General features: G+C 47.5%; 18 protein-coding genes and 1 pseudogene. 10 read left to right on the top strand and 9 right to left on the bottom strand.

Annotation, left to right across the window (positions count from 1 at the left end; all coding sequences use genetic code 11):
- Positions 1 to 52: 52 nt before the first annotated feature.
- Both K6Q96_RS23970 and K6Q96_RS23965 read right to left on the bottom strand, forming a co-directional pair.
- A complete protein-coding gene (locus tag K6Q96_RS23970; RefSeq protein ID WP_251880888.1) occupies positions 53 to 1,015 on the bottom strand; it encodes a nucleoside hydrolase in 963 nt (320 codons plus the stop codon).
- A 230-nt stretch (positions 1,016 to 1,245) separates the two neighbouring features.
- Positions 1,246 to 1,812 carry a pyridoxamine 5'-phosphate oxidase family protein gene (locus tag K6Q96_RS23965; protein WP_251880886.1) on the bottom strand — a complete coding sequence of 189 codons (567 nt, stop codon included), beginning with the start codon at positions 1,810 to 1,812 and terminating at the stop codon, positions 1,246 to 1,248.
- 202 nt (positions 1,813 to 2,014) lie between these two features.
- On the opposite strand from K6Q96_RS23965, the gene K6Q96_RS23960 reads away from it, so the two are divergent.
- Together K6Q96_RS23960 and K6Q96_RS23955 are read left to right on the top strand one after the other, a co-directional pair.
- Positions 2,015 to 3,214: an iron-containing alcohol dehydrogenase gene (locus K6Q96_RS23960; RefSeq protein WP_251880884.1), complete on the top strand. Its 1,200-nt coding sequence runs from the start codon at positions 2,015 to 2,017 to the stop codon at positions 3,212 to 3,214.
- A gap of 136 nt (positions 3,215 to 3,350) precedes the next feature.
- Entirely contained in the window at positions 3,351 to 4,685 is a 1,335-nt protein-coding gene (locus tag K6Q96_RS23955) for a DEAD/DEAH box helicase (protein WP_251880882.1), read from the top strand.
- Positions 4,686 to 4,724: 39 nt separating this feature from the next.
- On the opposite strand, the gene K6Q96_RS23950 is transcribed toward K6Q96_RS23955, so the two are convergent.
- From K6Q96_RS23950 to K6Q96_RS23940, 3 genes are all read right to left on the bottom strand, one after another.
- A complete protein-coding gene (locus tag K6Q96_RS23950) occupies positions 4,725 to 6,116 on the bottom strand; it encodes an MATE family efflux transporter (RefSeq protein WP_251880880.1) in 1,392 nt (463 codons plus the stop codon).
- An 84-nt stretch (positions 6,117 to 6,200) separates the two neighbouring features.
- Positions 6,201 to 6,869: an acyltransferase gene (locus K6Q96_RS23945; protein ID WP_251880878.1), complete on the bottom strand. Its 669-nt coding sequence runs from the start codon at positions 6,867 to 6,869 to the stop codon at positions 6,201 to 6,203.
- Positions 6,870 to 6,880: 11 nt separating this feature from the next.
- Entirely contained in the window at positions 6,881 to 7,819 is a 939-nt protein-coding gene (locus K6Q96_RS23940) for a glycosyltransferase (protein ID WP_251880876.1), read from the bottom strand.
- Between the two features lie 1,206 nt (positions 7,820 to 9,025).
- Here K6Q96_RS23940 and K6Q96_RS23935 point away from each other — a divergent pair.
- Positions 9,026 to 10,069 (top strand): annotated as a pseudogene (locus K6Q96_RS23935) (DUF3541 domain-containing protein).
- Positions 10,070 to 10,143: 74 nt separating this feature from the next.
- On the opposite strand, the gene yegD reads toward K6Q96_RS23935, so the two are convergent.
- Positions 10,144 to 11,496, bottom strand: coding sequence for a molecular chaperone (gene yegD / locus K6Q96_RS23925; RefSeq protein ID WP_251880870.1), 1,353 nt, complete (start codon positions 11,494 to 11,496; stop codon positions 10,144 to 10,146).
- Between the two features lie 246 nt (positions 11,497 to 11,742).
- Here yegD and K6Q96_RS23920 point away from each other — a divergent pair, with 246 nt between their 5' ends.
- Positions 11,743 to 12,084, top strand: coding sequence for a hypothetical protein (locus K6Q96_RS23920; protein WP_251880868.1), 342 nt, complete (start codon positions 11,743 to 11,745; stop codon positions 12,082 to 12,084).
- 493 nt (positions 12,085 to 12,577) lie between these two features.
- The gene (locus tag K6Q96_RS23915; protein ID WP_251880866.1) at positions 12,578 to 13,327 is read left to right on the top strand and encodes a phosphoglycolate phosphatase; all 750 of its coding nucleotides are present in this window, start codon (positions 12,578 to 12,580) and stop codon (positions 13,325 to 13,327) included.
- A gap of 29 nt (positions 13,328 to 13,356) precedes the next feature.
- Here the strand turns inward: K6Q96_RS23915 and creD are convergent, their stop codons facing one another.
- A complete protein-coding gene (gene creD / locus K6Q96_RS23910; protein WP_251880864.1) occupies positions 13,357 to 14,808 on the bottom strand; it encodes a cell envelope integrity protein CreD in 1,452 nt (483 codons plus the stop codon).
- Positions 14,809 to 15,102: 294 nt separating this feature from the next.
- Here creD and K6Q96_RS23905 point away from each other — a divergent pair, with 294 nt between their 5' ends.
- Entirely contained in the window at positions 15,103 to 15,876 is a 774-nt protein-coding gene (locus K6Q96_RS23905; protein ID WP_251880862.1) for a hypothetical protein, read from the top strand.
- Positions 15,877 to 15,923: 47 nt separating this feature from the next.
- Here the strand turns inward: K6Q96_RS23905 and K6Q96_RS23900 are convergent, their stop codons facing one another.
- Together K6Q96_RS23900 and grxC are read right to left on the bottom strand one after the other, a co-directional pair.
- On the bottom strand, positions 15,924 to 16,421 hold the full coding sequence (locus K6Q96_RS23900; protein WP_251880859.1) for a YkgB family protein: 498 nt from the start codon (positions 16,419 to 16,421) through the stop codon (positions 15,924 to 15,926).
- A gap of 42 nt (positions 16,422 to 16,463) precedes the next feature.
- Positions 16,464 to 16,733 (bottom strand): glutaredoxin 3, encoded by a 270-nt coding sequence (gene grxC / locus K6Q96_RS23895; protein WP_251880857.1) that lies wholly within the window; start codon positions 16,731 to 16,733, stop codon positions 16,464 to 16,466.
- A 109-nt stretch (positions 16,734 to 16,842) separates the two neighbouring features.
- Between grxC and K6Q96_RS23890 the strand changes: the two genes are divergently transcribed.
- From K6Q96_RS23890 to msrB, 4 genes are all read left to right on the top strand, one after another.
- The gene (locus K6Q96_RS23890) at positions 16,843 to 17,691 is read left to right on the top strand and encodes an AraC family transcriptional regulator (RefSeq protein ID WP_353621793.1); all 849 of its coding nucleotides are present in this window, start codon (positions 16,843 to 16,845) and stop codon (positions 17,689 to 17,691) included.
- A gap of 136 nt (positions 17,692 to 17,827) precedes the next feature.
- Positions 17,828 to 18,019 (top strand): hypothetical protein, encoded by a 192-nt coding sequence (locus K6Q96_RS23885; RefSeq protein WP_251880853.1) that lies wholly within the window; start codon positions 17,828 to 17,830, stop codon positions 18,017 to 18,019.
- Entirely contained in the window at positions 18,016 to 18,468 is a 453-nt protein-coding gene (locus tag K6Q96_RS23880; RefSeq protein WP_251880852.1) for a pyridoxamine 5'-phosphate oxidase family protein, read from the top strand. The genes K6Q96_RS23885 and K6Q96_RS23880 overlap by 4 nt, the downstream gene beginning before the upstream one ends.
- A gap of 416 nt (positions 18,469 to 18,884) precedes the next feature.
- Positions 18,885 to 19,325: a peptide-methionine (R)-S-oxide reductase MsrB gene (msrB, locus tag K6Q96_RS23875; protein ID WP_251880850.1), complete on the top strand. Its 441-nt coding sequence runs from the start codon at positions 18,885 to 18,887 to the stop codon at positions 19,323 to 19,325.
- Positions 19,326 to 19,362 lie beyond the last annotated feature (37 nt).

Genomic DNA, 19,362 nt, shown 5'->3' with positions numbered 1-19,362 from the left:
GGGCACTCGCCCCTTTTAGTTTTTGGGGATTAGGTTCAACAGACCCTAGCGACTAATCGCTGTAGCTGGTGATGGCGTCGAGATACAAATCCAGCAAAGCCTGATCGTTGACACTCACCGCCACATTCTGTTGGGGATAGTTTGCCCACTCATCTGTCTTGTGACCCGTATCTTTGTATTTCTGCAGTGTCAGGCCTTCAGCGGGGCCTTCGCATACTACGCGGATTGGACCTTTACGCACTTCAAACAAGTCTGGGTCAATCACATATGCAATGGCGGATGGGTCGTGCACAAAGCAGCCATCAACGCCCATACGTGTTTTGTAGAAGTCGAGATAGAAGCGGCTTATGTCCCACATAAACTCTCCAACCTCGCCACAGGTATCGCGCAATGTGTCAATGTAGTCAGCTGAGAAGAAGGCTTCATGGGTCACATCAAGGCCGACAGCGGTGACTGGCCAATCAGCAGTGAAAACGATATCCGCCGCATGGGGGTCGTCGTGGACATTGGCTTCGGCGAAAGGTGTCACGTTGCCCGTGTGCTCATGAGTACCAAAAGCGCCACCCATAATCACAACTTCTTTTACCAGTTTGGTAATTTCCGGTGCCTGTTGGAGTGCCAGTGCAAGATTGGTCAGCGGACCGATAGCCACTAAGGTGATCTCGCCAGGCGAAGCCTTCAACATTTCGATAATGTACTGGTGGGCAGGTCGGGAGTCAGCGCTGATGGTGGGTGGCTCGATGGGGACATTACCAAACCCGTTTTCGCCATGTACGGCGACACTTGCGCCAACAGGTTCTCGTTTTAAAGGCTGCGTTGCGCCCTTTGCCACATCGCATTGGAAACCAAAACGTTGCTTGAGGTAAAGGGCATTTTTCGTGCTGGTGTCGATGTCTGCATTGCCATAGATTGTGGTTAAGCCAATCAACTTGATCGCCGGGCTTGCCTCTGCAAAGAGAATCGCCATTGCGTCGTCGGTCCCAGGATCAGTGTCCAGAATAATTTTTGTTGTCATTGTGAATATCCGGCAGGAAAACTTCCTTTATTCTATGACGGCTTGCGGTACACCACTGCCTGCGAATTGACTTAATGTTGTGATTCCGTTCAATATTCAGCAGCAAGCATGAGTAATGTATATTCAATTATTCAAGGAAGAACTAATAAATATGCAAAATTAGTCCTAAAAGCCAAATTTATGGACAAGAAGCGGGGGTGAGAACGCGACATTTGCCGCGCTCGAAATGACTATTCGTCGACGCTGATACCAGCTTTAGTGGCGATGTCGGTTTCAAAACCATCAAGGCTGACCTGATTCTTTTTCAACCAATATTTTTGTATGCCCTCCGCGCCTTGGCGCTCAGACCATTTGGCTAGCTCTTCTCGATCACCTTCATAGCTATAGAAGGGCACAGACATTCCGCAGGAAGCTTGTACCATATCAATGTCCAACAGAAACACCTGACGGGAAGCGATGCTTTCCGGGAACAGTGAAATGTAGATCTCCCATTCCGGATCGTTTCTATGTAGCGCCCTTGCTTGCCCGTAAGCGCGCAGAATCAATGGGGCACCTTCAAAAGCACACCACATCACGGTCATTCTGGCGTCTTTCATCACATGTGCTGCAGATTCATTGCCGCTTCCTGTCAGGTTGAGCCAAGCCAGGGTTTTGTTATTGATCACGCGAAGCGAATCGCCACCTTTGGGGGAAACATTCACTGTGCCGGAATCGGCAGCAGTGCCAACAAAATAGATTTTCTGCTGTTCAATAAAACTGATTTGTTTGTCGTTGAGTGATTTGGTGGTTTGTCCCATCAGTGTATTTCCGTCCTTGTGGCTTAAGTTTAATCAACATAACACCCGGTGAACTAATGACCAATTTCATCGGTCCTATTGAGATCTGTCTCTGACCGAAATATGAGTTCTGCGTGATGAATCGCTGTTTTTTATGGGGAATTCCTAGTGGACGCTCCAATGCTTGCCTAGTCTGAAATGACAGTAACCGGAGGTTTTATCCATGTTGGTGAAAGCAACTCACAAAAGCTATATGAAGGCACTGAAAATAGCGGCGCGTGTCATTCCTATTCCCCGCCCCACGCTTTTTACAGGGGCTGAAAGTGCGGAACAGCTTTGTGAGGCTATTAGTCTGATGAACCTTGGAAAGCTCTTACTTGTTACCGACAAAGCTTTGGTGGGGGTGGGAATCGTAGACCAAGTGGAAGGTTATTTACGTCGTCATGGTGTCGAATTTGTCAGGTTTGATAAAGTGACGCCTGATCCGACGTACCCGCAGGCAGAAGAAGGCCTGGCAGTTTACAAGCGAGAAAGTTGTATGGGGATTCTCGCTGTGGGTGGAGGTTCACCGATTGATTGCGCCAAAGTGATTGCTGCGCGGGTGACTAACAATAAAGCAATCAAAAAGCTGGCAGGGTTGTTGAAAGTATGGCGTTCACCAGCACCTTTGTTCGTGATTCCTACGACGGCAGGAACCGGTTCTGAAGTGACCGTTGCCGCAGTCATTTCTGACCCAGCCAATCACCAGAAAACGCCCTTAATGGATCCTAAACTGGTGCCTCTGATGGCAGCGCTGGACCCACAGTTGATGACAGGGCTGCCACCGCATATTACTGCAGCAACCGGGATGGATGCACTGACGCACGCTGTAGAAGCCTACATCTCGCTCAACGCCACCACAGAGACGGATGCTTACGCCATAGCTGCGCTGAAACTCATTCATGCAAATTTGATTGCTGCATACAGGGATGGCCAATCGCTGAAAGTCAGGCTGAATATGGCGATGGCATCTTATTACGCAGGATTGGCATTCACGAAAGCGAGTCTGGGTTACACACATGCCATTGCCCACAACCTGGGTGCCAAATATGGTACGCCTCATGGTGCAGCCAACGCGCTGGCTTTACCCCATGTGTTGGAAGTGTCGATACCTTCCGCCAAAGCACGTATTTCGAATTTGGCTAAGATGGTTGAAGTAGGAGATGAAAGCAAGGATGACCAAACCAATGCCTGCGCCTTTGTGGATTATGTGGTGTCACTGCAGGAGGCAATGAACATGCCGCGTTCCTTGCCGGACATCAAATCGGAAGACATCACCCAGATAGCTAAGAGCGCCATTCGCGAAGCTAACTGGAATTATCCTGTTCCACATTATCTCACCTTGGGTGAATGCGAACAGCTGATCGAAAAAATTAAGGCTTAGGGCCAACTCAGCCCTGGGCCCAGCAGACCCTAGCACTGTCATTTCATCTTCCACATGTTAGAATGCGCGCCCTCTGGTCAGGCGCGCTTTTGCCGTTTTGCCATACTTTGTCTTCTCAACTATGCCGAGATTTCTCATGTCATTTTCTAAACTGGGCCTCAGCCAACCGATCGTTTCCGCTGTGACTGAATTGGGTTATCAGCATCCAACTGCTATTCAGGAAAAAGCCATTCCTGTTATTTTGCGTGGTGAGAACCTATTGGCAACGGCGCAGACTGGCACCGGTAAAACGGCAAGCTTTCTGCTGCCTTTGATGGAAATGCTGAGTCAGGGCGAAACTCGACGCAAAAAACGTGTGCGCGCGTTGGTGCTGGCTCCGACCCGTGAACTGGCCGCGCAGGTAGAAAAGAATGCCAATCAATACGGCAAGAAGACGTCTCTTAAAACATTGGCAATGTACGGTGGTACGAGCTCAGCATCTCAAAAGCAAAGTCTGATCGAAGGCGTGGATATTCTGGTGGCAACGCCAGGCCGTCTGCTGGATATGATGTCACAGCGTGCTGTTCACTTCGATGAGCTGGAATGTCTGGTGCTGGACGAAGCTGATCGTATGTTGGACATGGGCTTTATTGAAGACATCAACAAAATCATTGAACGCTTGCCGGCTGAGCGCCAAAACCTGTTGTTTTCGGCGACATTGTCAGACAAAGTCCGTTTTCTTGCTAAAACCGCGGTACCGAACCCAGTGGAAATTAGCTCAGAGGGTAATAGCAAAGCCGAAATCGAGCAATGGCTAACCACGGTCGATAAAGACAAGAAATCGACGCTACTGGCGCATCTCATCACTGAAAATGGTTGGGACCAAGCACTGATTTTCATCGAGACCAAACATGGCGCTGCAAAGCTGGTGGAGCAGTTGGGCAAGCGCGGTATTGAAGCTGAGTCTTTCCATAGTGGTCGCAGTCAGGCAATGCGTGAACAACTTTTGGAAGAATTCAAAGCCGGTACACTGAAATTCTTAGTGGCAACGGGTGTTGCAGCGCGTGGTATCGACATTGAAGAACTTAAACGCGTGATCAACTATGACCTGCCATTCCCAGCCGATGACTATATCCACCGAATTGGTCGTACTGGCCGTGCGGGTGCGCAAGGTGAAGCGATTTCTTTTCTGTCAAAAGATGACTTCAAGAACCTTTGCATGATTGAAAGCCGTCTGGGGCATTTGATTGAACGACGTGAAATCTGCGGTTTTGCCCCAAGAAAACCTGTGCCTATTTCTATTCTGAATTACGTGCCGAAGAATAAGCGAGAGCCAAAAGCGGGGGCCGAAAAACCCGTGAAAAACAGCAAGCCAAAGCAGGTGGCAAAATCATCAAGAAAGCCGCAATCCAACAAACGCAGTGAACGCAAACCATCAGGCGAAGATCGTGCTAATCCTTGGGCAACATTGAGTCCTAAAAACACCAAGTAAACCTTACTGAAAAAGGAGCCAAATTGGCTCCTTTTTTGATCAACTCATCGCTGCGGCAAGGTTACGAACCCATCTTCCTGACTTGAGTCGCCAAAGGCACACAACCAGCTTTAAGCTTTCTTCTACAAGCACCAAGCCAAACAGATAAACGGCAGGCCATTGAAGCCAGTGAGTCAGCAAAAAGGCGCAGGGTAACAGCACAATCCATTGGGCGAAAATATCGGTGAACAGACAAAATGAGGCATCTCCGCCTGCCCGCAGTACACCCACGATAAGCATCATAGAAAGGCTTTTTATGACCAATGAAAAGGCCATAATGTCGTAAAGGCTGAGCGCCAAAGCCTCTGCATTTGAAGGAACGTTATTGTGAAAGAACAGCGATACCAAAGGCGCTTTGAACAACATCAATAACACCGCTGAACATATCCCAACCACCAAGCTGGTAATGATGTTGGCACGCACGGTATCAGAAAGCTCGCCTTGCTGTTCTGCGCCCACTTTATTTCCCACCAGAATCGAACCTGCTGTCGCCAAACCGATCAACAGGGACATGGCTAGAGCTTCAATAGGTGCCAATACGGAAAGCGCAACCAGAAGATCCGCATCGCTATACCCAAGAATGGCGTGAAAGATGAAAAGACCAGCAGCCCAAACCACGCTGTTAATCGCGGCAGTTATTGAAAGCTTGCCTACTATCCGAATATCACTGACTTTCAATGTGGTGAATTGGGAAGGGCGAAGAATAGCGAGAGGGTGCTTGGTGAGTTTTAGGTAGCCAATGAGCAGCAGACACTCAACTACGGCGCTGATCAAAGTGCCGATAGCCGCGCCTTTTATTCCCATTGCTGGCATTCCCCAGTGACCAAAGATCAGAACCCAGTTCAGGAACAGATTGAGGACGACACCAATAAGGCTCACTTTAGTGGCAATGCCGGGTTGGTGCATGGCTCGCAAACCACAAGCCAGAGATGATGTCACGGCAAAGCAGAAAAGGGTGAATGCGATCGGCTTCAGGTAATCGGCACCTTTAGCAATGACATCAGGCGACTGGGTGCCCAATGCCATGAGGGCTTCCGGGAAAATGAACAGCAGAACGAAGAAACATGCCGCTGTCGCCAGGCTTAGCAACAGAGTGATTAAAACGGTGTTGAGGAGCTTTTTCTCGCCGCTTGCTCCCTTTTCGCCAAAGCATTGTGCAGCGACCTGTCCGCCACCAATGCTCAAACCAATGATGAAGAAACTGATGATCATTTGCGCTTTGGCTGCGAGGCCTACAGCGGCTATTTCCAACTCTCCAATCCCACCCAGCATCAAGGTGTCAACGACACTCTTACTGGAAAATACAGCGGTTTGGATAGCGACGGGTAAGGCGAGGGCGAATAAAGGTCCATTCGCCTGAAGTCTTAATGACAAGGTGTGAGATTTTGACATAGGAGTATCCGAAAAAAGCAGATCCTTCGAGCTTTTCGAGGGCTTGATGACTTCAGTTAGAAGAATGAAGGATCTGCGAAAAGGTTAGGAAACAGCGTCCAGCTGTTTAACGATGGTCGCGGGGTTTCCTATTGCTATACAGTTGTCGGGCACATCCTGATAAACAACGCTGTTTGCGCCAACAACGGCATTTTCACCAATGGTTACGCCTTTGAGGATCGTGGCTCCCATACCAATCCAGGCGTTGTCTTTGATGGTGACTTTGGCGACGCGTGTGCGTGCCGCTTCATCATTACTCCAACGTCCTGTTACCGGGTGACCACTGCTGTCCATAATAGTGACTTTTGGGCCAAACAAAACTTTGTCGCCAATTTCTACTTCGTTGTAAGAAACAATCGCTGTGCCTTGCATGACACAACCTTCACCGATCGAAATCTTACCGGACTGACTGCTATTGACCTTCACAACTGTCAGACGCACTGCGCGGTTTTCGAAGGCTAGATTGTCTTCGGAGTACAAAACCGTCCCTTTACCAATGGAAATGCTTTGAGCGAAATCCTGTGCATCAATCAGCGAGTACTGAGCATCTCTGGCGTAGTTATCGGAGTCCCTTGCGAGCGTAAATGCAATATGGGGGTCTCCGATAAAGGTGGCGTCCTCGTCCAGAGCTATCTGTTCGCGAAAAAGACTTCGGACATCTTCCGTTGTTCTTCCTTCAGACACGGGGAAGATATTTTCATAAACACACGGCATAAATCTGGGTCTTATTCCTGGGCTACGATTGGCTGGGTTTTAGGTTGTGGTTTATACAAAGAGGGATCAGTCATAGGATGATTAGGGCTGCTTTTCAGCACTTTGATCAGCTTGTTTAATGGGAGATCGTTAATCTCATGATCCAAGCCGTAGTAGCTGGTTTGCCAGATGTTGTATTTGCTGTGAATACGCTCAGCAGCGCTTCGTGAGCTTTCACCGGTATCTTTCACTTCTTTTGGATGCGGCCAGTGGAAGGAAGACATCGCTTTATCAACGATAAACATGTTGTTGTTGATGAAAAGACGAACACCTAAATCAACATCTTCGCCCCCCCAGCTATTAAAACCTTCATCAAACAGACCAGCCTTGATCAGTTGCTCGCGCTCTGCAGAGACGTGACAAGTCCAGAATAAGTCAAAAGGCGCAGGCCAGTCGCAGATGTTGTGGCCAAGGTCATCGTACTGAGATTGGCGGATATCGTAAGCGCCCTGTGAATCCAGCTCTGCTAGAATTTGGTCGACGTTTGTAGGTGTGATGACAGATTCCATTTTCTTAATGCCTTCGTCATCAAGATCAAAGCCATAAACATAACCAACAATCGCGATAGGGTGCGTGGAAACCTTATGTCGGAACAGATGCTCTTCCAAGGTGCCAGTGCCTGGAAGCACACCAGTGTCGAGATAAACGATGTATTTCCCTTCTGCAATAGCAGTGCCTACATTTCTGGCTTTTCCCGCTCGAAAGCCTTTGTCCTCTTGCCAGAAGTACTTAATATTTAGTCGGTCTGAAAAAGACAGAGCAATATATTCGGAGTCATCCATTCCGCCATCGTCAACAACAATAACTTCAAAAGTTTCTTTAGGAAGGGTTTGTTCAGATAAAGCCGTTAACGTATGTGAAAGAAGATCTCTTCTGTTATAGGTGGGAATAACAACACTTAGTTCGATCATTTCTACTTCTCTATTATTTTCTAACCAACTGGAGGAATAATAAGAGCTGTGTTTTTAGAATCAACATCACATTTTTTTAATAATTTACAATCCCAAACCTAATAATGTGATCAAAGTCCTTTATAAACAATGTTTTACATTAGCTGTATGTGTTTATTTTTGTTTCTTTTGATGCGGCACATGTCACAATAATATTTAGGTTAATTACAATAAATTGCATGGAGTATATTTTTAAATCGCATTAATTGTGGTTATTTTGATCAATCTTAAAATAGTTTAAGCATATCTATTGTTTAAATTATATACAGGTTGTAAATCAGAGCTATAGGATAAAACGAGAGGTTTATTATTTAATCAGTCGCTATTTTTTAACTTCTGGTAATTATTGACATACACAATAAAGCTCTAAAAAATAAACATGATCTAGCGTTTTCTTGTGTATTGAAAGCTGTATTATCCGCTTGGTGTTGATGCTGGGTTAGGCCTCAAACTAATGTTTTGTTTGGGCTAGTTGTGAGATTAGAGAGCATTACCAGAATATAATTTGGTAATGATAACTATTACCAACTAATCATCTGAGAAAGATAATGTGAAAGGTGTCGCAGTGGAATAAGCGAAAACTGTCTCAACGTAGATGTGTGCCGCACTAAGGGTTCTCTGAGCTCCAAATCAACTTAATTTGTGTCATAAATGATGTCTATCTCAATAGCGGAATGCGTTGAGGTGCTTTTTAACTATCAGCTATCCACTGCCTTTTGTTTGCTGATGACTCTCTTGTCACTGGTTGTTGTCCTTTGGTGCACAGGAGAGGTTTCGTCAATATTTGGCGAACACCCACCTGAACATTTCTCCCTACGAAAATAGGTTCAGGTGGGTGGTTTCTTCCTTCTTCCCTACCCTTTTCTTCAAGCTACGTGCTTCCAAATCTCCGATTTCATCTCAACAGCCCGTAGCAGCGAATCGATTTTGCTCAGCGCCTCCGGCCGCTTGGTTTACTGCATACTTCCAAACCGTTTGTCAGTGTTCAAATAGTGCCTTGTCAGAAAACTTTGCACTGTCCTGTTTTTTTAATGACAAGGCTTCTATAGCTTGAGCGTAAAACAAGTTCATTGTGCCAAAGTGTATGTGTCCAAAACTAAAGAATGCATATGACCAAAACCGAGAGAAGCCGAATTGAAAAGACGAATGACTGGGGTCGCTGTAGGTATGTTAACCGCTGCCCTTTTTATAAATGCATGTGCACAACCCTCAACGGAAAAGCAAGATGCAGCAGTCATCAAGAATACGTATGACACCAACTTAGCAGAACTTTCAGCATATCAGTTGGGACATTATGGTTTGCGTATGTACCGCCAGACTCAGGATGACAAATACAAAGCTGCGGTTTGGACGGACATGGCGCGTGTGGCCGATCGCCTCAATGAATATGCAGCGACCATTCACAGCAAAGAAGATGTGGCCAAGCTGGGTAAAGTTCGACTGAAAGCGTATGACTCTGGAGACTCCGAAAGAGATTCGTTACGTCATGCGGCAGCGCAAGGTCGGGAAGAGTATCTGGTTCTGGGTGCTGGCTTGATTAGCAGCATGGCTCGCGCCAATGAATATGGTCTTGAACACATTGACGACGAAAAGCTGCACGAAATCCTGAGTTGGTATGATTTCAGCGAGTACGCGACAGATCCTCAGATGATCCGAGCATGGGCAGCGCAGCTTGCCAATCAGGTTTACTGGTTGAAGCAACTTGGCGAGCAGGACCATACGGCAGCATTCGATAAAGCTTTCCGTGATACTTATCCTGACAGTGAGGACGTGAACCTTACAACTCAGCAATTCAACAACAAGCTTTATGGGATGACACACATCATTCTGGCCACTTCCGAGTACTACAGAAAGCACGTCGACGAAGCGGACTTCCAGTGGATTTACGACTAGTTCCGCGACAATTTCGATGAAATTGCAGCGCGTTCAAAAGAAGACGTAATTGCAGAAATCGGCATAACTTTCCTGCTGGCAGGGCTTGATGACGATCCTATTGTTGCTCGCAGTCAGGACATTATTCAGGAAGCGATTAACCGTGATGAAGGCATGGTGCCGTCCGTTACTGGCAGTACAGACTTGGCCAAGGGGGAACACCGTAATGTTCTGGCTATTATGTTGCTGGATTGGCAGGGTCCGAATGCGGTGCCAATGGCAGGGCAGGACAGTCATGTCGTATCCAACGCCCCTTGGGGACTGGAAGCTAAAGAATAGGTGAAAGACACCTTGGGAAAAACTCAGTGAAACAAGGGTCGGTTATGCCAACCCTTTTTGTTATCAGTCAAAACTCAACGGAATGACTTTTCGGCATAACGTGCCAGGCCAGATGTGACCGAGCCAAAGAAGTCGCCGGCGACGATAGGCACGCCCGGCAATGTGTTTTCCAGTAAAGCACGCAAGATAGGTGAACGTGCGCTGCCGCCAGTCATAAAAATAGCGTCCGGTTTGGTTGCGGATTGTGCCAGCGCTTCGTTAACCAGTTCACTGACTTTGGCCACTGGATTGGCAATGGCGTCGGCTAACTGTTGTGATGTCACATTCGCGCTCAGAACTTGCTGAACAATCGGTAGGTCAATGTGTGCGTTGTCGCGCTCAGAGAGGCTGATTTTCAGCTCTTCAGCACAGCGGACAATCTGGTAGCCCAGTGTTTCTCGGTGAACGCGCAGCAGGCGGGCAATTTTCTCCGGCTCGCTTGCGTCACGCATCAGTTGCTCCAATACGGCGCGATTAGCGGACGCATAAAAATCAGACTGAGCAACAACGTTATTGATTGCAATCGGGTTCCAGAACTGGGTCACAGGCATCGCAATACCACGCTGTAGGGTCGAGTCTTTACCAAACATCGGCATCAGCTGTTCGAATGCAAGATGAATATCCAGATCGTTACCGCCTACTCGACAACCAGAATGCGCTAACAGTGAAGCACGACGGTCTTCTTTATTTCGCCAGTTCGGCCCCATTTCAATCAAACTACAGTCCGTTGTACCACCACCGATATCCACGACCAGAACAGTACTGTCTTTTTCCAGCGTACTTTCGTATTCAAGGCCAGCGGCGACCGGTTCAAACTGAAAAATGATGTCTTTAAAGCCTGCGCGTTTTGCAGCACGGGTCAGAATAGATTCAGCTTGCTCGTTGGCTTTATCGCCACCAATCCCCTGGAAGTTGACCGGTCGGCCGATAACAGCCTGCAAGATGTCCTGCTGAGTTTCAGCTTCGGCTTGCTGCTTAATGTTTGCCATCATGGCGCAGACCAGATCTTCAAAGAAGCTGATTTGCACATCGCGCAGTCCGGTGGCACCAAGGAAGGATTTGGGAGATTTAACGTAGAAAACCTCTTCAGGATCCTCGAGGTAAGTGTCGAGAGCTGCTCGGCCAAAACGTAAATCGCCGGGCTCAACATCAATGCCTTCTTCACGGTTAAAACTGACCGCACGGCGCAGGAGTTGCTCACCGATTTGATCGGTGGGTTTGATGTTGAAGTGACGCCAAAGGTATTCACTCACTGCTTCACGGGTAGGCGCGCAGAGGGTGGAAGGAATAAAGGGGCTATTACCTTCAAGAGTTAACAGGCGCGGCGTGCCGTTTTCCATCATGGCGACAGAACAGTTAGCTGTTCCATAGTCGAAGCCGATAAACATCGGAGATCTCCAGCGTCAAAAAGGCGAAGTAGTTTACGTGAACGGCTAACGATATCAAGCCAGAATGGCTTAATGAAAATGACCGATACGCGTTAGCGCTTCCTAATCAAGCAATTACGAGAATGTCGTGAAATTTTATAAGTGAAGTTGCATAAACGATACATGATGTGATGAAGATCAAATTAGGCTTTAGACATGCCACTTCAAATAGTGGAAGTGTAATTCCTTGATTTTAAGGAGGACACCATGAAAAGTGCCAAGGAGTTTGCAGCTTGGTTGATGGAACGCTTCGACACGCATTCTGATGTCTGGCTCACGCGAAATGATATTACTGAGCTCACTAGTCGTCAGTCAGTAAGGAGTGAATTCATTCATGATGTTCACTGTGAGTTGATGAACTTTGGACGCGCCCTTATCGCCGACATTAAAAACAATCGCTACTACATGGTTTCTCTCAGCGATACCTATTGGAAAGATGTTGGTGATATCTATGAAGAGCAAGCCAACAAGTCTTCGAGTCAGCTTAACGACGTTGAGGCCCTCCCTCTTGATAGAGACAACACGAGGGTGACGCCACTTCGAAAATAGATTGCTCTCTTAGTTCACTGCCATTGTTTCTCTTTTTGTCTTCTATCTTGGGCCTGTATTTCAGGCCTCTTTTTTGCTCAACCCTAGCAATACAGGAACCTATACGACGACTCTCTTGGTCGTGCGCTGAAATGAGATAAAGTGAAGATTTTTTTAAAATTTAATCTTTCATTAAAACAGAAAGATAGACTGGTTTTTTATGCTGTAACGTCAAAGATCAAAGACATAGACAACGTACGGAAAAGCAGTCCCGTTTGCTTTTCCCACGACTCTGCTAAATTAGAAAGACGACGTCATTTCTTTCGGACTGCCGCCTTCAAGTTTGCAGTCAAATGTCGTCAGGGTTAGCGGACAAAGACAGTGCACTTTCGATACTTCCTCGCCTTTATAGAACTGAAAGGTCTGACACCAAAAACGCGCGCCAGAAGTGGCTCTGGCGAACTCTAGGATCTGCAGGCCGGATCTTTATCATAAGAAAAACATGGAGTGACCTATGTTGCCAGCAACAGAGGTAAAAGCAGTCGTTTTTGAATTAGATGGTACTTTGGTGAACACCGCAGCAGACGTGCGATATGCTGCGGAAGAAATGCTCGCCGATCTTAAGCTCCCCAGTCTGAATATTGAACATGTCAGCGACTGGCTGGGCGATGGTTCAGACAAACTGATTCACCGTATTCTTTCGCGGAAAATAGATGGCTCGGTGCCTGATCCGCTATTCCGGTTAGGGAGCGCGTTATTCCTTAAAGCGTATCAACGCCGCAATCATGCCAGCGCAGAGCTCTACCCGGGCGTAGAGGTTTGTTTGCGTCAACTTACAAAAAAGAAAGTGCCGATGGTGGTCGTCACCAATCAGGCAACGTCATTGGCTAATGACTTACTTACCCAACTCGGGATTCGACATCACTTTGCCCTGGTGCTAGGTCGAGATGCATTGCAAGAGCCCAAACCTTCACCTGACGGTTTGCTGGAAGCGGCTTTGCTGTTGCAGGTTAACCCTGATCAACTAGTGATGGTCGGTGGAAGTGTGAATGATGTAAATGCGGCTAGAGCAGCAGGTTGTGGTGCAGTTTGTGTCAGCTATGGATACAACTACGGTGTGGACATTCGCTACGCTGCCCCTGATGCGGTTTTGGATTCTCTGGCTGACTTCCCCATTTACCTGCAGGACGATAAACCAAGAGCCACAAAGGCAAGATCAAGGCGGGGTAAGAGCACAGCAACATCCGCAAAAGAAAGGCGCTGAAAAGCGCCTTTCTTTTCCCAGTAGGATCATTACTCCTCGGCCACTTGTTCTGCTTTGTTGGCCTGCCTTCTGGTGAGATACATCAGTGTCAGGAGCACAGCAACCAATAAGCCACTTCCCATCAGGAGCGCATAATCTTCAAGACGGAGAATGGAATAGAGCAGGGTGTACAAACCCAGCAGCATTGAGAGCATGATCAGCCCAGCATTGCGATTCCCCGTCGCGCTTCCCACGTATGCCGGGATACTGACTATTGGCATTACGGCGGCTGCTATGTATGCCATGGTGAAGCTCAGATGCTCGGACAACGCAAGCAGCACAAGATAGAACAGTGTCATCGCGGCACCGACCATCACATATTGCAGCACTGAAAGGCTGTGCCCCTGACTGAGCTCGAACATCAGCAAAACAATAAAGGTCAGTGCGACGAACAAAAGACCGTACTTCAGAGAACGCTCGACCTTTCCGTAGTGGGTCACAGGCTCGAAGAGCTGGGTGTGTGCTTGCGCTTCGACCAGGTTAGCACCGCGGCTTTCCACGAAGATCTGAGGATAGTTGCGGCTCAGATGACTGATTTCCCACAATGCCGAAAAGCCAGTATCTGAGATATTTCTCTCTGTTGGCAACATACCGCTGAAGCTTGGGTGCGGCCAGTCTGTGGTCAGTTCAAAGGTCGATGTTTCCCCAAGAGGAAGGAACCCAATGCCTTGCGAACCGCGAAGGCGGATTTTGAAATTCAATGAAAAAGGGACCGGATTTTCTGATAGTGCTATTGGACGGTGAAAGCCTCTTCTCAGTGCTTCGGTGGTGACGCCAGTACCAGACATTAGGTTGGCTTGAGGTTCGAGCCCCTCACCTGTCACAGTAAACACATCAACGCCGTCAATGGCTTTGTTGGCTGAAAGCCCGAACACCAAGCGTGCAGCATCAAAATAGATGTGTTCAACGTTGTTGATAGTTGGCACCTCGAAATCAAACTGGGCTTTACCTTCAATAGTGCTTTGGTAAACAAGGGAGTGGTAAATGCCGCGGTCGCGGAAATCGTGGTTCAGTTGTGCCTTGATATCGAGGTCTTTTGGCAAAATGATCAACTCATCGTGCATCACGGTTCGGCGCTCTTTTCTTTCACCGTCGTCGTTAGTTTCCTCGGTGATGACCACGTAGTTATAGGGTATTGCCAGTACCGGGCCAGCCAGCAACTGTTCGCTGCCCCAAGATTCGCCAATTTCATGGACGACATCGCGATACAGGCTCTCACGTTCCCAGGCCATGTCTTGCACCATTGCCAGCGGTGCGATAATCAGCACACAGAGCACAGCGGCCAACACGCCTTTTAAAAACAGGGAGCTTTTTGCTTTGAGCATGGGGCTTTCTATATTGCCGCCGAAGCGGGCCAATCCACCCTTGATAAGCGCAAATGCGCCAAAGCCGAACACGGCAACGATGATGAGGATGACTATCCCTGCAAAGAATTCAATCATGATGCTTCCTTGGTAGTAAGTGAAATATCCATTGGTTTAGTGAATGTCATTAAACCAAAGGACGTCACTCACAGGAGGGCAGACTGATGATCAATTGTGGCTGAAAAGGGGCGATGTTTGGAGGGGAAGTTCAACGCATGACTTTCTGCTAGAGGTGTTAAATATAAACTCATTTTTTGTCTCAATATTGGGGCGCGCTTGAGACGATTACTTATCGTAAGGTGCAATAAGATGCTTGATCTGCAGATGTGTGGATGGAAGTAAGTCTTGGCGAAGCGGCAGGGACACGGACGTATGAAAAAATACTCATTCTTAGTCTTCACAATGTTACTGGCAGGATGCGGTGGCGGCGGAGGTGGAGGAGATAATCCCACACCGAACCAGGTGAAAGATTCTTCGGATTTTCCCGCCGAGCAAATAAGGGTCAACGTCAGTTTTGATGTGCTGGGCGACGGTACAGCAAACGTGAAAGCTTACGTCCATACATCGACGGGAGAATACTATATTCTGCTCGGCGCGGGCGACAGTGTTTTACTGACAGCAAACGGTGAAACGCAAAGTCTGAAACTAACAAAAGATGAAATTATCGAAGGCTCTGGGTCGTTTGGTGGAGAATATTATTCTTTAGTGTCTGGGGATAATTATCCGGAATACACACTCACTTTTGTCCGTGAGCAGGGCTCTTATTCAAGTGCTTTCACTTTTAGTCAAAATGATATTCCGACGCCCTTTGTTTTACAGGGAACGCTCTCTAATGAAGTTATCGACTTGAGCTGGTCTCCAGAGGCTGACCACTCGTATACTTTGCTGGGTCCAACTTTTTTCTGTTATAGCGGAAATACGGCAGAGGTTAAAGGTGGTCATCCGTCTGAGGGAGACTTAAATGGCAACTATAACAAGAGCCTGACCGAGATTTTCGATCAAAATCAGAGCCAGTTAGTTGCAGGGAAAAGTGGATGCTACATCGAGGCCGAGGTGCTTGGTTCTAAGATAAACTTTAATAATGCCGCTGAAAATGTACTGGTTGATGTTTCCCAGCGGCGGAATGTCCGTTTTAATCTGGACTAGTGCAATCGTAAAGGAGAGGCAAGTTGTCTCTCCCATCCTCTGAGGAATTACTCGTCCTTCAACAGCGCTTTTGCAAGCAGGGAAACCGCTGCCGACAACAGAACAATATCTTTCAGCAGGAATTGTCCCGGCACGACTGAGATTGCAGGGAAGCCACCTAGGCTCGCTTCAGCAATCGGCGCAGTAAACAGGAAGCTGGTGGTTACCGCGAATGTCACGGTCGCACTCACTGCACCCACAATGGCAATCGTGCGATTTACCGGTGCCAGCAGCAGAGCAATAGCTGTAGCGATTTCAACCGTACCAATCAGATTAGAAGCACCTTGCAGGCTAAATACACTGTACAACCAGCTTGTGAGTGGGCTTGATTCTACAAGACCTTGAATCGCCCCAGCCTCATAGCTGGTAAACTTCATGGCGCCAATCCAAGCCAGCACGATAATGATAGAAAACCGCACTGCGTTGTCCGCAATATTATCGAGTGTGTAAACCCAGTTGGCGCGTTGGTTGTTGATTCGGCCGTGTACATTGTTAATCGTCGTCATGATGCTTCTCCTTTAACTTTTGTGTCGTCTTATCTGCTTGGATTAAACCGTGTTGGTTTGGCTTTCCAGAATTTTTTCGAATTGCCCGTTTCTGATGACTCGTTGCAAGTCGTCATTACCGCCGATATGCACATCTCCGACAAAAACCTGTGGCACTGTCCGGCGTTGGCTCCTTGTTTTCATTTCGTTAAACAAGGTTGCGTCGTCACTGACTTCAATTTCGCGATAAGCGATTCCCATGCGCCCCAGTGTCTGTTTTGCTGCTCGGCAATGAGGGCAGTAGCTCTTGGTGTAGATTTCAATCTTCGGCATGGTCGTGCTCCGTTGTGTTTGTGAATGGCTCTACTTTAGGTGTTGTAATCAGGACTATCTATGCACAATAATCTTGAATAAACACATCGATCGTACAGTAGGGCTATCAATGGAAGTAATGAGCGATATTCTCCGTGCCATTCGGGTGGTAGGCAGTGTGTATTTCTGCAGTCAGGTAGAAGCGCCGTGGACGAAAACCTTTCAAGATCTGGATTACGCCAGCTTCCACATGATTCGTCGTGGTGCCTGCTGGGCAAACATCGATGGACAGATTGAAAAGCTGGAAGCGGGGGATTTGATCTTCCTAGGCCCTGGGCAAAACCATGAGCTTTCCAGCCAGTCTCCGGAAAAGGGAAAGCCGGATCTGAATGACACGACACTGCTGCTCTGTGGTTCGTTCAGCTTTTCGCGTGCGGCGACAACGCCTCTGATGGATGTGTTTCCCCGCATGACGATTGTGCGAGATAAAGACTTTGCCAATCACCCTTGGCTGCGCAGCACTTTTGATCAGCTAAGCGCCGAATATATGTCGCAAGGGCCGGGCTCTGAGCTTATCGTCAACAAACTCACTGAGATCATTCTGGTTGAACTTATCCGCATTAACTTTGGACGTGAACAATCGAGCCCATTTCTGGATGCGCTGAACGACAAACGAATTTCCCGCGCGCTACAGCTTCTTCATGACAACCCAGAAAAAAGTTGGACGCTGGAATCAATCGCCAGTCAAATAGGCATGTCACGGGCGGCGTTTGCCAACCGATTTTCATCCTTGGTCGGTCAGCCCATGTTTGGTTATCTCACCAACCTTCGTATGCAAAAAGCACAGGAGTTATTACGCGAATCTCTGTTGCCGATCTACGAGGTTGCCGAGCAGGTGGGTTACGAATCGGAGCGCGCTTTTACTCTCACCTTTAAAAAGCATTCGGGAACCACGCCTAAGCGGTTTCGGGCCCAATAGCAGCGCGATCAATAGTGCCCTATCCAATTGTCATCATGACAATTTTTTTATTTAATTCAGAGAGGTGGGGCATTATTCTCAAGGATATTTAGAACATAATGGCGCTGTCATCGGCAACGAAGGGAGCAATTTTTCTATGGCATTGGAAGCTTTAGCAGAGGCCGTTCTTCCCATTATCGGAAGGGCTGTTGGCTATATCTTTGTCGACATTCTTCTCAACGTTATTTGTTATTTAACCGGGTATGTTGTTCTGGGTGCTGGTGGTGTATCTGGTGTTCGTATTGCAGCGATAACACGTCGAAAACCGATGAAAAGGTGGCTCAAATGACGATTAAAGAGTACGCAGACAAAAGCGTGCTTTGCTGGCTGGCGACAGTCGATGAAGGTTTGATGCCCAATGTATCGCCGAAGGAGCTTTTTGCAGCGCTTGATAATGAAACCCTACTCATCGCCAATGTCGCGTCACCCGTCAGTGAAAGGAACATTCTGGTCAACAACAAGGTATGCATTTCCTTTATCGACGTTTTCGAACAGCGCGGATTCAAGGTGAAAGGCACAGCGAGAGTGATTGATGCTGAAAGTGCTGAATGGAAGGGATATTTGGCTGAACTTCGAAAGCTGGCTGATGAAAGATATCCGATTCAAAATATCTTTGAAGTAAAGATAGAATCCAGTGCAAGGATTATTGCTCCCAGCTATTTCTTGTTTCCAGAAACGACGGCTGAAAGTCAGGTAGAGTCAGCACTGACGACTTATAAAGTACGAAGGGACGGGTGATTCAAAACTCATTAAGTATTGCTTGCTAGCCCGTAAATTAAGTGCTTTTTTTGCACCAAACACCCCTCTGTTTCGTATTTTCTGAGGCACTGAATGAATCCTGAAAGACTCTATCCCATCGAAGGTTTTACCAATACTCTGCTCCTCAAACCTCTGATCTCGCTAGGTGTGTTTTCTTTGTTTGAATAGTAATGCTCGGTGAGATAAATCATTGTTATCAGTGAGGATTAATGGAAGGTGTGACTCAAGGTTCTTTCCACGGAAAAGCACTTTTTATTTGCGGTAAATGAACCCAGACAATCACAGGAATCACCCAGCGAATCAACCTCTCTCATTTTTAGGTTAGCAAGGTGCCAAAAATATACTGATTCTGGTATCTAAGTTTTTGAGATATTACTAAACCATTGGATACTGAAATGACGATTTACTCTAAAGATCAGGAAGCGATTGATAAGCTCACCAAAGAGCAGTATCGCGTGACACAGGAAAACGGTACGGAGCGTCCGTTTTCAGGGGAGTACAACCGCCATTTTGAATCAGGCATTTATGTCGATATCGTCTCTGGCGAGCCGTTGTTTTCTTCCTCTACAAAGTTCAGCTCAGGTTGTGGATGGCCATCGTTTTCAAAACCCATCATCAAAGATCATGTCACAGAGCACTTCGATACCAGTCACGGCATGCGACGCGTTGAAGTGCGTTCCAAGCATGGTGACAGCCACTTGGGGCATGTGTTTACCGACGGCCCTAAAGATCAAGGCGGTTTACGCTACTGCATTAACTCCGCATCTCTACGCTTTGTTCCCAAGGCGGAAATGGAAGCAGCAGGTTATGGGGATTACTTGGACCAAGTAGAATAAACCTGACTTCTTTCAACGTTAACGTCCCTGTTAATCG

Origin of the sequence: Grimontia kaedaensis, from assembly GCF_023746615.1 — a bacterium.
In the GTDB taxonomy this organism is placed as follows: Bacteria; Pseudomonadota; Gammaproteobacteria; order Enterobacterales; family Vibrionaceae; genus Enterovibrio; species Enterovibrio kaedaensis.
The sequence above is the reverse complement of the archived record's forward strand: the minus strand, read 5'-3'. Positions and strand labels throughout refer to the sequence as shown.

Coding starts and splice junctions, on each gene's coding strand:
- K6Q96_RS23970 (WP_251880888.1), bottom strand. CDS start 1,015: ATGACAACAAAAATTATTCTGGACACTGATCCTGGGACCGACGACGCA.
- K6Q96_RS23965 (WP_251880886.1), bottom strand. CDS start 1,812: ATGGGACAAACCACCAAATCACTCAACGACAAACAAATCAGTTTTATT.
- K6Q96_RS23960 (WP_251880884.1), top strand. CDS start 2,015: ATGTTGGTGAAAGCAACTCACAAAAGCTATATGAAGGCACTGAAAATA.
- K6Q96_RS23955 (WP_251880882.1), top strand. CDS start 3,351: ATGTCATTTTCTAAACTGGGCCTCAGCCAACCGATCGTTTCCGCTGTG.
- K6Q96_RS23950 (WP_251880880.1), bottom strand. CDS start 6,116: ATGTCAAAATCTCACACCTTGTCATTAAGACTTCAGGCGAATGGACCT.
- K6Q96_RS23945 (WP_251880878.1), bottom strand. CDS start 6,869: ATGCCGTGTGTTTATGAAAATATCTTCCCCGTGTCTGAAGGAAGAACA.
- K6Q96_RS23940 (WP_251880876.1), bottom strand. CDS start 7,819: ATGATCGAACTAAGTGTTGTTATTCCCACCTATAACAGAAGAGATCTT.
- yegD (WP_251880870.1), bottom strand. CDS start 11,496: ATGTTTATCGGCTTCGACTATGGAACAGCTAACTGTTCTGTCGCCATG.
- K6Q96_RS23920 (WP_251880868.1), top strand. CDS start 11,743: ATGAAAAGTGCCAAGGAGTTTGCAGCTTGGTTGATGGAACGCTTCGAC.
- K6Q96_RS23915 (WP_251880866.1), top strand. CDS start 12,578: ATGTTGCCAGCAACAGAGGTAAAAGCAGTCGTTTTTGAATTAGATGGT.
- creD (WP_251880864.1), bottom strand. CDS start 14,808: ATGATTGAATTCTTTGCAGGGATAGTCATCCTCATCATCGTTGCCGTG.
- K6Q96_RS23905 (WP_251880862.1), top strand. CDS start 15,103: ATGAAAAAATACTCATTCTTAGTCTTCACAATGTTACTGGCAGGATGC.
- K6Q96_RS23900 (WP_251880859.1), bottom strand. CDS start 16,421: ATGACGACGATTAACAATGTACACGGCCGAATCAACAACCAACGCGCC.
- grxC (WP_251880857.1), bottom strand. CDS start 16,733: ATGCCGAAGATTGAAATCTACACCAAGAGCTACTGCCCTCATTGCCGA.
- K6Q96_RS23890 (WP_353621793.1), top strand. CDS start 16,843: ATGGAAGTAATGAGCGATATTCTCCGTGCCATTCGGGTGGTAGGCAGT.
- K6Q96_RS23885 (WP_251880853.1), top strand. CDS start 17,828: ATGGCATTGGAAGCTTTAGCAGAGGCCGTTCTTCCCATTATCGGAAGG.
- K6Q96_RS23880 (WP_251880852.1), top strand. CDS start 18,016: ATGACGATTAAAGAGTACGCAGACAAAAGCGTGCTTTGCTGGCTGGCG.
- msrB (WP_251880850.1), top strand. CDS start 18,885: ATGACGATTTACTCTAAAGATCAGGAAGCGATTGATAAGCTCACCAAA.